This window comes from Actinacidiphila glaucinigra, from assembly GCF_035918135.1.
Taxonomy (GTDB): domain Bacteria; phylum Actinomycetota; class Actinomycetes; order Streptomycetales; family Streptomycetaceae; genus Actinacidiphila; species Actinacidiphila glaucinigra.
Genome location: NZ_CP109144.1, coordinates 736,393 through 750,962, shown reverse-complemented (window position 1 = coordinate 750,962; position 14,570 = coordinate 736,393). Strand labels below are relative to the sequence as shown.

Here is a 14,570-nt window from a genome sequence, read left to right as displayed (position 1 = left end):
AGTTGAACGGAGCCGTGAGCGCTGCGGGCGCTTGGCCCGAGTGACTTCGTCCCACGCTCCTAGACCCACGACAGAGAGAACCGGATGCGTTTCACCATTGCGGGCATCACGCTCGCCAGCACCGCCGTGATCACCACCCTGGCCGCCTCGCCGGCGATCGCCGCGACCCCGTCGCTGCCCGCCCCGGACATCTCCGGCGTCCTGGCCGTCCAGAAGCAGGCCATGGCGAACGGCGCCCCGGGCGCGCTGACCCGTATCGACTCGGGCAATTCGAGCTACCGCATCTCCATGGGGCAGGCGGACACCGTCGCCCGCACGGCGATGGACGCGGACCGGCGGTTCCGGGTCGGCAGCGTCAGCAAGAGCTTCACCACGGTGGTGCTGATGCAACTGGTCGCGGAGGGCCGGATCGACCTCGACGCCCCGGCGAACACCTACCTGCCCCAGCCGCTGCCCGACGACCGCATCACCGTGCGGCACCTGCTCTCCCACCGCAGCGGCCTGTGGGACTACACCAACGACATGTTCTACTACACCGTCCCCGGCTTCGAATCGGTACGGAACAAGGTCTTCACCTACCAGGAACTCATCGACCTCTCCACCGCCCACCAGCCCACGAACGCACCCGGCGCGGCCTACAGCTACTCCAACACCAACTTCGTGGTCCTCGGCGCCCTCATCGAGAACATCACCGGCGTGCCGATGGCCACCCACTACCAGCAGCGGATCCTCACCCCGCTGAACCTGCGGAACACCACCTACGTCCACCCGCAGACCACCATCTCCGGCTCCTACGCCCACGGCTACCTGCGCCAGGACGACACCACCCTGCCCCTGGTGGACTCCACCGAGCAGACCGTCTCCTGGGCACAGTCCGCCGGCGCCGTCATCTCCAACGCCGCCGACCTGAACCGGTTCTTCTCCGCCCTGGTCACCGGCAAGCTCGTGCCCGCCGCGCAGCTCCAGCAGATGATGACCATGGTCCCGGTCAACGCCGACGGCACCCAGTCCTACGGACTGGGCCTGCGGGCCAGGAAACTGTCCTGCGGCGTGACCGTCTACGGCCACACCGGCACCGTCCAGGGCTTCTACACCTACGCGTTCACCACCGCCGACGGCAAGCGCAGCATGACGTCCATGGCGAACACCTCCAACAACGGCACCGTCAACACCATCCTGGGCGGCACCCTGGAAGCCGCGTTCTGCGGCACCACCACCGCCAAGGCCACCACCCTCAAGACCACCGAAGGCGAGACCTTCACCGAGGACATCGCCCCCCAGGTCGTCCGCCACAACCGGTGATCACCACAGCCGGTTGACCCGGACCGCCGCCGCGCACCCGCACATCCCCCGGCGGGTGTGCGGCGGTTCCTCACGCCGGGACACGGGGCTGAATTCGCCACCTGGTCCCGTGGGGGGATCGAGGACTCGCCGTCGACTCGCCGCCCAGGGATGTTCCGCTTCTCGTAGGGGTGCCGATCAGGGGTGCTCCCGGCCGGCTGCCTGCCACGCACTCGTTCCACAGCCACCGGCACCGCGCCCACTCCGCCTCCAGACCGGCACGCGCGGTGGACGACACCCGCAGCCGATAGGTGTACCGGGCATGCCCGGACCCCTGCTCGGCCATCACTGTCGTCGTCACGCTCCGGAACCTGACAGCCCCCACTGGCAACGAAAGGGAGCACAGGTCAGAACGGACATGCGGAGAGCTCCGCCGCTTCGCGGCTCCGACTCAAGGACCCGTTTCTCCCCGGCTGAAGGTCGGGGCATCCTAGATGATCAATTCCAAGGATGCCTGCGGAGGGTGTGGGGTGGGCGGCGGCCGAGGCCGCCGCGAGACGGTCAGGCGTCAGGGTCGACTTCGGGGTGCGTGAACCGCACGGGCTTGCCCAGCGACCGGGCGTAGGCGATTTCGCCTCGGGTGCTGTCTCCGATGTAGTCGCCGACAACGAGCACCTCATCAGCGAGCCGGATCTTCGCCCGGTGCAGATCGTCGAGTCGAACCTTCAGCGCCTCGGCCTCGACAGGATCGGACCAAAGCTCGTGCGGCGACTTCATGTCACAGCCCGGTTTGACGACAATCTTCCCGGCTTTGGTCTCCCGCAGATCGGCCTCGTTCATCTCGGTCATGAAGCGGGTGGAGCCGCAGATCACGACGATACGCGGGAGGCTCAACAGCTTCTTCGCGTTGGCGAGCTTCCCCTCGGGGGTGAGCAGTTGCGGGTGTGACACTGGTTCCTCCTGGTGGCGCGGTCCAAGGAGTGCCTGCGGAGACGAGAACGAGGGTGTCCAAGATCGTTTTGTGACGAACGACATGGACACCCTCGCGACAGCACCCTATGCGACGACCGACGGGATGCTGAAGGAGCATCCCCGCTGCGACAGGTCATCGAATCGATCAACGAGACCTTCAAGGGACAGCTTGACGTCGAACGGCGCCGAGGGCGCACACCGGGAGGTGTCATAGCCCGCGTCATGCAACGCATCCTCGCGCTGACCGCCGCGATCCGACACAAGGACGCCACGGACAAACCGTCCTGCGCTCACTGATCGCCTACGATCACTGAGCCCTTGGAATAGATCATCCAGGAGAGATCAGATGGCAGAGCGGCACGGCACGGGCTCAGCGGCAAGGTGCGCTGTCGTCGCGTCCTCCGCGGACTGAACGCACTCCTCGGCAGCGCGATGCGCGGCCGGGGCGGGTCGCAGTGATCAATGGGCTGTCGCCAGCGGGAAGACCGGTCTTCTGCAGGAATTCACCGACGGCGTCGTCTCCGCCGGGGCATGGTCCTCGAAGCCTCGGGATCCGCCGGCACGTCCGGTCGGTGCTCGGCTCAGCGGTACGTCGATACGGCGGCCGCCGCTTCCGCGGGGGCACCGGCCCGCGGGCGACGGAAGCAGATGCCGCACAGGCGGAGCAGCACCGCCCCCGCGAGGAACGGAGCCCGGGGGCCGATGCCTTGATAGGCCGACCCTGCCAGCAGGGTCCCCAGCGCGCCCGCGCACATGTTGGTCATCTGGAAGGACATCGTGACGCGGCCCAACAGCCCTTCCGGAAGCTGGGACTGACGCAGCGACACCGCGGTGACGTTCCACACCAGGCCCACCGCGCCGTACACGGCGATCAGCACCGTCGCCATCAGGACGGACCGGGCCGAACCGATGCCGGCGCAGAGCAGCGCGGTGGCCGGCATGCCGATCCGCAGCACCCGGCGGGCCCCGATCCGGGCCTCCAGCAGGGGCGCGAGCGGCACCCCCGCGATGCCTCCCACGGCGTAGGCCACCATCAGCGCCGCGAAGCCGGGACCTTCCAGTCCCAGCGTCCGGCGGGCGTACAGGACCAGGACGGACATCAGACCGACCACGACGAGATTGCCCATGGCGGCCACCGCGCACAACTGCCGCAGCAGCCGGTGCCTCCACAGCCACGTCAGCCCTTGCAGAACGTCGTCGCGCAGCGATCGCCGTATCGGGGCGCCATCCTCGGGACGGGTGCGGGCGCTCCCCGCCACCAGCAGGATCAACCCCGCCGAGCACGCGTACGACACCGCGTCGACGGTGAGCGGAAGCACAGGCGTGACGCCGAACAGGACCGCCCCCACCGGGGTGCCCAGCATGGGGCCGGCGAGCAGCGGACTGACCTGCAGGCGTGCGTTCGCCTTGGTCAGCCCCTCGGGCGGTACCAGCGCGGGCACGATGCCCGACCAGGCTCCGTTGAAGAGGGTCTGACCGCAGCCCAGGAGGAAGGCCACACCGGCCAGCACCGGTATGGACAGGCCGTCGACGAAGGTGAGAAGTGCCAGGCCGGCCATCACGACCGCACGGGCCACGTCGACCAGGCACAGGACGCGACGGCGCTCGAACCTGTCCGACAGCGCACCGGACGCCAAGCTCAAGAGAATCCAAGGAAGTTGCCCGGCGAGGGCCACGAGAGCGACCTGCCGGGCGTCGTCCGTGAGGCCGGCGGTGAGCAGGGGAAGAGCGACCAGGCGCATGCCGTCGCCGATGCCGGAGACCGTCACCGAAGCCCACACGGCGTAGAACGGGCGTGGCAGTCGATCGCGGCCGCCGGACATGGGAGAGCTCATGGCTGAGTCGTGGTTCCTCGGAGCTGGAGGTGGACGGGTCGCGTGTCGGACTCGGCCGCAGCGCATCCGGAACGAGCGACATGCTGTGCGGGCGTGCCCAACACGTGGGGACATCCGGGGCGATGCCCGGTTGACGGCCCGTTAATTCACGGGAGAGGACGACGCGTCACCCGTCCGTCGACCGCGGAGGAACGCGAAGCGCGAGGCCCCGCCTCGGCACGGCAGGCACACGGGCGGCCGTCTGCACATGCGTCCCGCCGGCGCCACGAACGATGAACGAACGGACAACAGCGGGCGTGCGGTCGGCGAAGAACGTGCGAACCGGGCCGAATGACCGCAACTCTGCCCGAGGGTGAGAGGTCTTGGCCCGTGGCGTCGCAGGGTTCGACGTTCATCTGTGATGATCAAGGGAGAGTTCCGTGGTTCGTGCGTCGTGGCCTGCGGAGAGTGTGACGCCGGCGCCTCCACAGCCGGCTCAGGACGGCGGCCGGGCGGCTCCGTCCGGCGCCCCGTCCGCCGGCGCTCGGCTGCGCGCGGACATCCAGGGCCTGCGCGCGCTCGCGGTGGTCCTGGTGGTGCTCTCGCACGCCGGGGTCCGGCGGCTGGCGGGCGGCTACATCGGCGTCGACGTGTTCTTCGTGATCTCGGGCTTCCTCATCACCTCGTTGCTCTCGCGCGAGCTGGCGCGGACCGGCCGCGTGTCGCTGCGGCAGTTCTACGCCCGCCGCGCGCTGCGGCTGCTCCCCGCGTCCACCGCAGTAGGGCTCGTCACGCTCGGCGGGGCGTGGCTGTTCCTGTCGAAGGTCCGCTTCCAGGAGTACGTGGGGGACGCCCTCAGCAGCACCGTCTACCTGGTGAACTTCCGGCTGGCGAACGCCGGCACCGACTACCTCAGGGCCGACGGCCCACCGTCGCCGTTCCAGCACTTCTGGTCGCTGGCGGTCGAGGAGCAGTTCTACCTGCTCTGGCCGTTGCTGCTGTGGGGGAGCTGGAGGCTGGCGCGGCGCCGGACCGGACTGCTGGCGGCGCCTCTCGCCGTGCTGTGCGTGATCTCCTTCGTGCTGAACGTGTCGGTCACCGGCGCCTCGCCCTCCTGGGGATACTTCGGTTCGCACACCCGCCTGTGGGAGCTGGGCGCGGGCGCGCTGCTCGCCCTCTCCGCGGGAAGGCTGGAGCGGCTGCCGGTCTGGCCGGCCGCGGTCATGAGCTGGACGGGACTGGTGTCGCTTCCGGTGGCGGCGCTCCTCTTCGACGAGGACACGCCGTTCCCCGGCTGGTACGCCCTCGTGCCCGTGCTCGGCGCCGTGCTGGTGCTGGCGGGCGGCTGCCGGCCCACCCGGTTCGGTGCCGGACGGCTGTTGTCGCTGCGTCCCCTCACGTGGGTCGGGGGCCTGTCCTACGGCTGGTACCTGTGGCACTGGCCGGCGCTGCTGATCCTGCCGGCGGCGCTGAACAGGCAGCCGAGCGTCGGGTTCACACTGCTCTGCGCGGCGTTCGCGCTCCTGCCGGCCTGGGGGACCCTGCACCTCGTGGAGAACCCGGTGCGCTTCCACCGCCTGTTCCGTGGCCGTCCCGTACGGGCGCTGGGCCTCGGGGCGGGACTGACGGCGTGTGCCGTGGTGGCGGCACTGGTCGCGACGGCCTTCCCGCCGCGGATCAGCTCGGGAGTGGCGGTGCCCCAGCTGAAGAGCGTGCTCACCGCGACCGCCGACCCGCAGGCGCGCCTGACCCGGTTGCTGGCGGCACCGCCGCCCGGCCTGCCGGCCAATCTGAGGCCCGCACTCACCGAGGTCAAGGCGACCTCGTCCTCGATCTACCGGGACGGCTGCCACATCGGCTACCAGAGCACGGCGACCCCGCCGTGCGTCTACGGCGACCCGGCGGCGTCCAGGACGGTGGTGCTCTTCGGGGACTCGCACGCGGCCCAGTGGTTCCCGGCCCTCGAGCGGCTCGCCCGCGAACATCACTGGAGGCTGGTCTCACTGACCAAGGCCTCGTGCAAGGTCGCCGCCGTCACCACCGTCTACCAGGGCAGGCCGTACACGTCCTGCGACCGGTGGCGTACCAAGGAGCTGGCGCGGATCAGGTCCCTGCACCCCGCGCTGGTCGTCACCTCCTCCTCGGACAGCGCCGACCTGGCCCGGCCGTCCGCGGACCCGCGCCGGCAGTGGACGGACGGCTTCGAGCGGACCTACCGCGAACTGAGGAAGTCCGGCGCCGAGGTGCTGGCCGTCCAGGACACCCCCTGGCCCGACGGGGACGCGGTCGAATGCGCGGGGGACCATCCGCTGGAGCTGCAGCTGTGCACGTCCGACATCGGGCACGCGGTCAGGGATCCCGACAAGAAGCGGGAGATCTCCGAAGCGGCCGCGGCCGCCGGCGTCTCCGTCGTCGACCCCGTGCCCTGGCTCTGCGGCACCGGCGGCACCTGCCCCGTGGTGGTGGAGGACACCTTCGTCTACCGCGACGACAGCCATCTCACCGAGTCCTACGCCGAGGCCATCGCACCCGTACTGGACCAGACGATGACCACCCTCTACGGATCCGACCTGACCGGGCACCCGGAACCGGCCCGTCGGGGATAGGCCACCGGGCGCGGCCGGCACAGGGGTCGCGGCGCTGTCAGCCCGCCAGGAGGTCGCCGACGGCGGCGATACCGGCGGTGATCGCGTGCCGGCCGGTGTTGCCGAAGCCGAGCACGAGGCGCGGCCCTCCGGCCTGGTCCGGTGCCGTGCGGTGAGCGGCCATCCCGTAAAGGCCCACCCGGCGGGCCCGTGCCGCGGCCACGGCCTGTTCCTCGTCGCGGCCCGGGCCGAGGTGGGCGACGGCGTGGAAGCCGGCTGCGAGGCCGGTGAGCCGGATGCCCGGGGCGTGCGCGGCGAGTGCCTCGACCAGGGTGGCGCGCCGGGCGGCGTACTCGGCGCGCATGCGGCGGAGGTGGCGGTCGTACCGCCCGGAGGTCATCAGATGCGCGAGTGCGATCTGGTCGAGGGTGGGCGATCCGCGGTCGTCGGACGCCTTGAACGCGACCACGGGTTGGTGGAGGAGCGGTGGGCAGAGCAGCCAGCCGAGCCGGAGGGCCGGCGCGAGGGATTTGCTGACGGTGCCGATGTTCAGGACGCGGTCGGGGGCGAGGCCCTGGAGGGAGCCGACGGGGTCGCGATCGTAGCGGAACTCGGCGTCGTAGTCGTCCTCGATGACGACGGCGTCACGGCGCTGCGCCCAGTCGATCAGCGCACGCCGTCGCCGGGCGGTCATGACGACGCCGGTCGGCCATTGGTGTGCGGGGGTGACCAGGACCGCCCGCGCTCCGGTGGCCTCCAGGGCCCGCACGTCGACGCCGTCCTCGTCGACGGGCACCGGTACGGCGGCCATCCCGGCGTGCGCGGCGGCCCGGGACGTCGCGTCGGGCGCGCCGGGCTCCTCGTAGGCGAGTGTGGTCACACCGCGGGCGGCCAGCGCGCGCAGGGCCAGGGCGAGGCCCTGGGCGTAGCCGGAGCAGATGACGGTGCGTTCGGGGTCGGCGGCCGCGGCCCGTACCCGGCGCTGGTACCCGGCGACGACCTCGCGCAGCATGGGCGCGCCGTGCGGGTCGCCGTAGTCGAGCGCGGCGGTCGGCAGGGTGCGTGCGGCCTCGCGGATCGCCCACAGCCAGTCGGCGAGCGGGAAGGACGCGAGGTCGGGGACGCCGGAGCGGAAGTCGGCGACGAGCCGCGGCCCGGCAGGTGACGGCCCGGCGGGTGCGGCGGGCGCGGGCCGGGGGCAGGCACGGGCCGCGACGGTGGTGGCGGCACCGACGCGGCCGGTGAGATAGCCCTCCGCCTGCAGCTGGGCGTAGCAGTCCTGGACCAGGCCGCGGGAGACCCCGGCGCGGCGGGCCAGTTCACGGGAGGACGGCAGTCGTTCCCCGACCTGGAGGCGGCCGGCCCGTATGGCGTCCCGGATCTGGCGCTCCAGCTGCGCGCGCAGCCCCTCGGCGCTGTTCCGGTCGACGGCGAGCAGCAGTTCGGGCGACAGACCGGACCACTGGAGCGGCATGGAAATGGAGCTTACCGGGGGACCGGCCGGCTCATAGCGTCGACGACATGACCACGCCACCCACCATCCCGCCCACCATCCCGCCCACCGGCACGGCCGCCGACACCGCACATCTCCCGGACCCCGCTTCCACGTCCGCCCGCCCCCCACTGGTGACCCGTCAGCTGCTGCTGCGCTTCGCGACGGTGATCGGCGCCTCCGCGAGCTTCTTCCTGCTGCTTTCGGTGGTGCCGCTGTACGCCCAGCGCAGCGGCGGCGACGCGGGGCTGGCCACCGGCGCCTTGATGCTGGCCACCGTCGGCGGCGAGTTGGCCACGCCACGCCTGGTGGCCCGCTACGGATACCGGATGGCGCTGGCCGCGGGCCTGGTCCTGCTCGGCGCGCCCGCACTGGTGCTGACCGCCGGGGACGGCATGGTGTGGATCGTGGCGATGTGCCTGCTGCGCGGCTTGGGTTTCGCGCTCACCGTCGTCGCCGGCGGCGCTCTGACGGCCTCGCTGATCCCGGCCGAGCGGCGCGGCGAGGGGCTGGCGCTGGCCGGGATCGTGTCCGGCGTACCGTCCCTGGTGGGCCTGCCGCTGGGTGTCTGGCTGGCCGCGCACGTGGGGTTCACCCCGGTGTGCGTGGCCGGCGGGGTGGTGGCGCTGGCCGCGGTCGTGGTGGTGCCGGGGCTTCCGGGGCGGGAACGGTCCGCGGACCGGGACGCCGGAGTGGTCGCGGGCCTGCGCGACGGGGCCCTCGCCCGGCCCACCGCGGTGTTCGCGACGACCGCGCTGGGCGCGGGGATCATCGTGACGTTCCTGCCGGTCGCCGTCCCGGCGTCGCTGTCCGCCCTGGTGACGGTCGCGCTGTTCGCCCAGCCGGCGACCTCCACCGTGGCCCGCTGGTTCGCCGGCCGGTACGGCGACCGCCACGGCCCGGCCCGTCTGGTGCTTCCCGGCCTGCTCGCGTCGGCCGCCGGCCTGCTGCTGACGGCGGCGACGGGCAGCCCGGTGGCGGTGCTCGCCGGCGTCACGCTGTTCGGAGCGGGCTTCGGGGTGGCGCAGAACGCGACGCTCACGCTGATGTACTCCCGGGTCCCGGAGTCCGGGTACGGCACGGTCAGCGCGCTCTGGAACGTCGCCTACGACGGCGGCATGGGTGTGGGCGCCCTCGCCTTCGGCGTGACGGCGGCCCACACCGGCTACCCGGCCGCCTTCGCGCTCACCGCCGTCGCGATGCTCGTCGCCCTGGCCCCGGCATGGCGCGACCGCTGAACCCGGCTGCCGCACGGACACGGACACGGACACGCGTACGGCGTGGCGGGCTCCCGCTCTGTCGCGATCCCTTTCGGTCCCACCTGTCGGCGCGCGCCGCCGTCGACCGGTGGGCCAGGACGGCCGGCATGTCTTCTGCGTCCGAGAATCAGCTGCCGCCCGCACACCCGTCCCCGGCCAACGACGCCACGATGAGCTTCTGGAACCGGCCGCTGCACGCGATGACCGACGCCTTCACCGCGGCGGGTCTCCGGATCTCCGTCATCAGCGAACCCCAGCCCGTCCCGGCCGCCCGCGAACTGTTCCCCGACGCTTTCCGTGCCCTGTCCAGCAGCCTCAGCTTCCTGTTCTTCGTTCTGGAGGCCGGCTGAGCCGCCGTCGTGGGCGCTGACTTGGCGACGACGCGATGCGCCGATGTACCTGCGCTATATGTCCCGGAAGTGAAGGTGAGGCGTCGACTGCGGAGACTGATGGCGGCGGGTGCGTGCCGGCCGTTCGTCGCTTGCCCGCGGTGCTGTGCGTCGCTAGGCTCAGCCCGAGTCAGTATTTGACGCGTCAAGCAAGCGTCGTGAAGGATGCGCGGTTCCTTTGGGCGCGCTTCCCGGGCGCCGCGGTACTGCCGTCGCGGCGTCAAAGCGATGCCCGGGACTCCGGCGAAGCCCACGGGTGAATGCTCGCTTCCAGGGGTGGCATTGATCGGCTGAGTTTGTGTCGCCGTCCGCGAGGAATTGCCGCGGGTATTTCCGGGCGACCGCCGCGGCGTTGCGCATTCCGAGCCGAAGGCATCACTTCGACGACTCCTCGGATTGCCCCGCTGCGACGGAAAGGCGGGCCCTGACGCCCTGACCGCCCGCGATGATGCGCCTGCGCCAAAGACCGACGCCCGATCCGTCCAGGTCAACCGGTCCTGCCGGCGGCTTTCGAGTGCCATGTGACCTGGTGATCAGCCGTCATTCGGCAATCCTCCCCCTGGGGGTGATCGGCTCGGGATTTCGGTTCCGGACAGGAACTGGATCGTCTTTCGTCATCTCCCGTCTGCCCGGCGCGCGCTGCCTCTGACTAACGTCGTTGCTGTTTGAAACTATCGAACCGGGAAGGGCCCCCTCATGTGCATTCACGATGACCACTCGTCACACGAACAGGACGGGCAGAGTCGGCGAGGGTTCCTGCGCAACGCCGCGTTGGCCGGTGCGGGAGCGGCAGCCGCAGGAACCGGCGTGTCCGCACTCGTCGGCACGCCCGCCTTCGCCGCCGACGCGACCCAGAGCGGCAGGACCGGTAGCTGGAGCCCGGATCCGACCGCCCTCCAGTTCACCCTCGCGGTCATGCCGGACACCCAGTTCCTGTACTGGGGCAGCCAGGACAGCGTCAACCGGACGCCGCAGGAAGAGTCGTTCCGCTACATCATCGACAACAGCGGCCAGGACGCCGACAACATCGTGTTCATGACGCACCTCGGTGACCTGACGCAGGACGCCGACCCGTCGTCCTTCGCGCAGGTCGACAAGGCGTTCTCCCTGCTGGACTCGCACGGCGCCGCATACAGCGTGGTGGCCGGCAACCACGATGTGTCCGGTGACGACTCCCGCGGCGACAGCTCGTACCTGCAGACCCTGGGTCCGCGGCGGTTCAAGCGCTCGAAGACGTTCGCCGGGGCGGACCCGACCGGCTACAACACCGCCCACATCTTCCACGCCGCCGGCCTCTCCTGGCTGGTGCTCGCGCTGGACTGGCGGACCACTGACCAGGGCTTCGCGTGGGCCAACAAGGTCATCAAGGACCACCCGAAGATGCCGGTCATCCTCACGGCGCACGACATCGTCTACTCGGACTACGATGACAACGTTTTCCCCTACGAGTCCGGCGACCCGGAGGACAACGCCGAGCTCTCCGGCTACGGTCAGACGATCTGGGACAAGCTGATCCAGGAGAACGACCAGATCTTCCTGACCCTCAACGGCCACTACTGGCCGTCCGGGCGTACGACCAGGAAGAACGCCGTCGGCAACGACGTGCACATGCACATCACGAACTACCAGAACCGCTACTTCGGCGGTGGCGGCATGATCCGGCTCTACCACTTCGACCTGGCCCGCAACACGATCGACGTCGAGACGATCAATCCCTGGATCCTGGCCCAGGACCCGGAGTCCCGCAACAAGCTGGCGGCCGAGCACGCCCGGATCACCGGTCCGGTCGACGACTTCTCGGTGCCGATCGACTTCGAGCAGCGCTTCTCCGGCTTCATACCGGTCCCGGTCCGGCCCGCGCGGCCGGCCGCCCGGGAACTGGTCAAGGGCACGGTGGCCTACTGGCGTTTCGACGGTCAGGGCGCGCCCGGTACCGCGCTCGCCGCGGGCCACACGATCCGCGACCTGTCCGGCAAGGGCAACGACCTTACGGTGGTGACCGTTCCGGGCACGGCCGCCGACGCGCTGACCTGGTCCGACGACCATCACCCCGACCAGCCCGCGCACGCCAGCCTGAAGTTCGCCGGCGGCAGGAACCCGGTGCACGGCTCGTACCTGACCACCGGGCCGAAGGCGCCGCTGAACACCGAGACGTTCAGGTCCGGATACACGATCGAGTCGTTCGTGATGATGCCGCTCGACTGGGACTCCGGCAGGAACGGCAACGCGTCCTTCCTCAGCCGCCGGGGTTCGGCCGGGGCCGCGGGCAAGCACGGCAAGAACACCGACCCGAACGAGCCCCTGGCCCAGTTCGCCATCACGAACAACGGCCGCGAGCCCCAGTTCAACCACTACCCGCAGAACACCACCTACCCGACGACCAACTGGGGACACGGCCTGGTGGAGCTCAGGTGGTGGCACCTCGCGGTGGTCAACGACGGCCGCTACACGCGGCTGTACGTCGAGGGCGCTCCGGTCGCCGACAACCCGAACCGGGTGTCGCAGGGCCTCACCTCGCTCGGGTTGCCCTGGCTGGTGGGCGGCCACGAGTACGCGGGCGCCGTCGACGTCGTCTTCCACGGCAACGTCGGTGACATCCGCATCGTGAACCGTCCCCTGTCCGTCGACGAGTTCCTCACCGCCTAGCGGGGCGTTCGCTCCCGCCTCCGGCCCGGCAGCCGGAGGCGGGAGCGAACCCCGCGGTGGGATGTCGTTCGAGCGTGAGCCGAGACAGCCGGTGCGAGCATCCGAGGGTGTCTCCCGCGACTCCCTCAGAGGCTGCGGGCGGTGATGTCACCGTGCGGGGTGGTGGCGTGGATGTGGAGTTCGGTCGCGCCGTCGTTCTTCAGGGCGTTGCTGACACGGCCGTGGCCGGCGCCGGCGTCCAGGGCGGCGGACACGCCCGCGGCGGCGGTGACCGTGATGTCGCCCATCTGGGTGTGGAGCTCGACCGTGCCGCGGACGGCTTCGGCTATCCGGATGTCGCCCCGCGCCGTGCTGATGTTCGCGGGGCCGGTGAGCCGGCCGATCTCCACGTCGCCGTCCACCGCCGTGAGGCGAACCCCGGCGGCTTCGTCGATCTTGATCTGGCGGTATGCGCCGTCGAAGGCGACGTCACCGAGCCGGCCGACGCCGCGCAACTCGCAGCCGGCGGCCTTGCCCTGGATACGGGAGCCGGTCGGCAGCTGGACGGTGACCTCCAGGGATCCCGAGGGGCCGAGGAGCCGGTTGCCGGAGTCGGGGGTGCGGATCTGCAGGATGCCGTCGGTGTAGGTGACGGTGGTCTGCTCGGCGGTCCGGACGTCGCGGCTCTTGGAGGGGTCGGCGGGCAGGACCTCGACGGTGGTGTCGGCGCGGTCGGCGGCGATGAACCGGACGCGTCCGGCGGGGATGTCCAGGACGGCGGAGATGGCGGCGGTGGTGTCGAACTTCTGCATCATGCTCTCCCGTACTCGCTGACTGTTTCTGACACCGGAAACGCTACGTTGCTTTCCATGTGGTGGCAACGTACTTGTTGCATCAGAACGCCTTCACTGCAGGTAGGATAGCAAATATCGTTGCAACGATGCTGAAGATAACGCAACGTCAGCCCTTCTGATCATTGCAATGGTCGGGAAGTGAACGCTATGGTGCGGGAATCGGGAACATCGCGAGGGATCACCAGGGAGATCAGGATGCCGGGAGGCAGGCTCACCCAGCAGGAACGCCAGCAGATCGCGTCGGGGCTGGCCGACAGCCTTCCGTACGCCGAGATCGCCCGGCGCCTGGACCGCCCGACCTCGACGGTCACGCGCGAGGTGATGCGCAACGGCGGTCCCACCGCCTACCGCGCCGACCTGGCCCACCGGGCCACCGAGCGGCGGGCCCACCGGCGCAAGCCCGCCACCGTCAGGGGAGCGCAGTCGGCCCCCCAGGCGCACGGACGTGACGCGGAAGCCGTGGCCGAGTACGAGGAGACGTTCACCACGGTCATGATGGCCTCGGGTCTGAACAAGATGGGGGCCCGGGTGCTGACGTGCCTGTTCACCACCGACGCGGGCAGTCTGACAGCGGCCGAGCTCACCGAGCGCCTCCAGGTCAGCCCGGCGTCCATCTCCAAGGCGATCGCCTTCCTGGAGAGTCAGAGCCTGGTCCGCCGGGAACGCGACGAACGCCGCCGTGACCGCTACCTCGTCGACGACGAACTCTTCTACCAGGCGACCATCGCCAGCGCCCGGGCCAACGACCAGTTGGTGGCGACCGCGCGCCAGGGCGTGGCCGTCCTCGGCCCGGACACCCCGGCCGCCGCCCGCCTGGAGAACATCGCCCGTTTCCTCGACTTCATCAGCGAGAGCATCACCCGCGCCGCGGAACAGGCCCGCGAAGTCCTCCACACCAAACCCGGCACCACCGCGCACGACTCCGACCGGCCAGGTCCGGGGCGCGGATAGGCCGTGTTGTGGGGCGGCCGTCACTGATGGCTGCTTCTGTCGTCGGGCTGGCGAGAGCATCGAAAACATCAGGTGTGTGCTGCTCAAGCGGCGTGGTCACCCGGTGCCACGCGGGCCGTGGGACTCCTGCTTCGGACATCTGGATTCCGCTCACGGGCGACCGCTTATCAGAGGAGGCGACTGCCGGTCTGCCGTAGTCAGACCGTACGCGGAACCACTGACAACGTATGACTTTCGCCCGTGCCCCTGCGGGCCGGCCATGGCGTTCGGCCACGCATGCCCACCACACGGGGAACTCCTGAAACTCGCCCTCGGGCTGCCTCGCGCACCCGACTTGATCGGGCACAA

General features: G+C 70.5%; 9 protein-coding genes and 3 pseudogenes. 7 read left to right on the top strand and 5 right to left on the bottom strand.

The window, feature by feature from the left end; all coding sequences use genetic code 11:
- Window positions 1-84 precede the first annotated feature (84 nt).
- A complete protein-coding gene (locus OIE69_RS03280; RefSeq protein ID WP_326570397.1) occupies window positions 85-1,302 on the top strand; it encodes a serine hydrolase domain-containing protein in 1,218 nt (405 codons plus the stop codon).
- A 193-nt stretch (window positions 1,303-1,495) separates the two neighbouring features.
- Here OIE69_RS03280 and OIE69_RS03275 read toward each other — a convergent pair.
- Both OIE69_RS03275 and OIE69_RS03270 read right to left on the bottom strand, forming a co-directional pair.
- Window positions 1,496-1,627, bottom strand: a pseudogene (locus OIE69_RS03275) (RNA-guided endonuclease TnpB family protein); the annotation flags it as partial.
- 215 nt (window positions 1,628-1,842) lie between these two features.
- On the bottom strand, window positions 1,843-2,232 hold the full coding sequence (locus OIE69_RS03270; protein ID WP_326570396.1) for a hypothetical protein: 390 nt from the start codon (window positions 2,230-2,232) through the stop codon (window positions 1,843-1,845).
- A gap of 141 nt (window positions 2,233-2,373) precedes the next feature.
- On the opposite strand from OIE69_RS03270, the pseudogene OIE69_RS03265 reads away from it, so the two are divergent.
- Window positions 2,374-2,567: pseudogene (locus OIE69_RS03265) on the top strand (IS982 family transposase); the annotation flags it as partial.
- A gap of 267 nt (window positions 2,568-2,834) precedes the next feature.
- Here OIE69_RS03265 and OIE69_RS03260 read toward each other — a convergent pair.
- The gene (locus OIE69_RS03260; RefSeq protein WP_326570395.1) at window positions 2,835-4,088 is read right to left on the bottom strand and encodes an MFS transporter; all 1,254 of its coding nucleotides are present in this window, start codon (window positions 4,086-4,088) and stop codon (window positions 2,835-2,837) included.
- A 449-nt stretch (window positions 4,089-4,537) separates the two neighbouring features.
- Here OIE69_RS03260 and OIE69_RS03255 point away from each other — a divergent pair, with 449 nt between their 5' ends.
- Window positions 4,538-6,673 carry an acyltransferase family protein gene (locus OIE69_RS03255; protein ID WP_326570394.1) on the top strand — a complete coding sequence of 712 codons (2,136 nt, stop codon included), beginning with the start codon at window positions 4,538-4,540 and terminating at the stop codon, window positions 6,671-6,673.
- A 37-nt stretch (window positions 6,674-6,710) separates the two neighbouring features.
- On the opposite strand, the gene pdxR is transcribed toward OIE69_RS03255, so the two are convergent.
- Window positions 6,711-8,126, bottom strand: a complete 1,416-nt coding sequence (gene pdxR, locus OIE69_RS03250; RefSeq protein ID WP_326570393.1) for a MocR-like pyridoxine biosynthesis transcription factor PdxR — start codon at window positions 8,124-8,126, stop codon at window positions 6,711-6,713.
- Between the two features lie 47 nt (window positions 8,127-8,173).
- Here pdxR and OIE69_RS03245 point away from each other — a divergent pair, with 47 nt between their 5' ends.
- The 3 genes and pseudogenes from OIE69_RS03245 to OIE69_RS03235 all read left to right on the top strand — a co-directional run bounded on the left by OIE69_RS03245 (window position 8,174) and on the right by OIE69_RS03235 (window position 12,438).
- Complete coding sequence (locus OIE69_RS03245; protein WP_326570392.1) at window positions 8,174-9,382, top strand: MFS transporter; 1,209 nt, start codon at window positions 8,174-8,176, stop codon at window positions 9,380-9,382.
- A gap of 191 nt (window positions 9,383-9,573) precedes the next feature.
- Window positions 9,574-9,753: pseudogene (locus tag OIE69_RS03240) on the top strand (SAM-dependent methyltransferase); the annotation flags it as partial.
- Between the two features lie 846 nt (window positions 9,754-10,599).
- Entirely contained in the window at window positions 10,600-12,438 is a 1,839-nt protein-coding gene (locus tag OIE69_RS03235; protein WP_326570391.1) for a LamG-like jellyroll fold domain-containing protein, read from the top strand.
- Between the two features lie 125 nt (window positions 12,439-12,563).
- On the opposite strand, the gene OIE69_RS03230 is transcribed toward OIE69_RS03235, so the two are convergent.
- Window positions 12,564-13,229: a DUF4097 family beta strand repeat-containing protein gene (locus tag OIE69_RS03230; RefSeq protein ID WP_326580941.1), complete on the bottom strand. Its 666-nt coding sequence runs from the start codon at window positions 13,227-13,229 to the stop codon at window positions 12,564-12,566.
- A gap of 237 nt (window positions 13,230-13,466) precedes the next feature.
- On the opposite strand from OIE69_RS03230, the gene OIE69_RS44725 reads away from it, so the two are divergent.
- Window positions 13,467-14,222: a helix-turn-helix domain-containing protein gene (locus OIE69_RS44725; protein ID WP_392567452.1), complete on the top strand. Its 756-nt coding sequence runs from the start codon at window positions 13,467-13,469 to the stop codon at window positions 14,220-14,222.
- Window positions 14,223-14,570 lie beyond the last annotated feature (348 nt).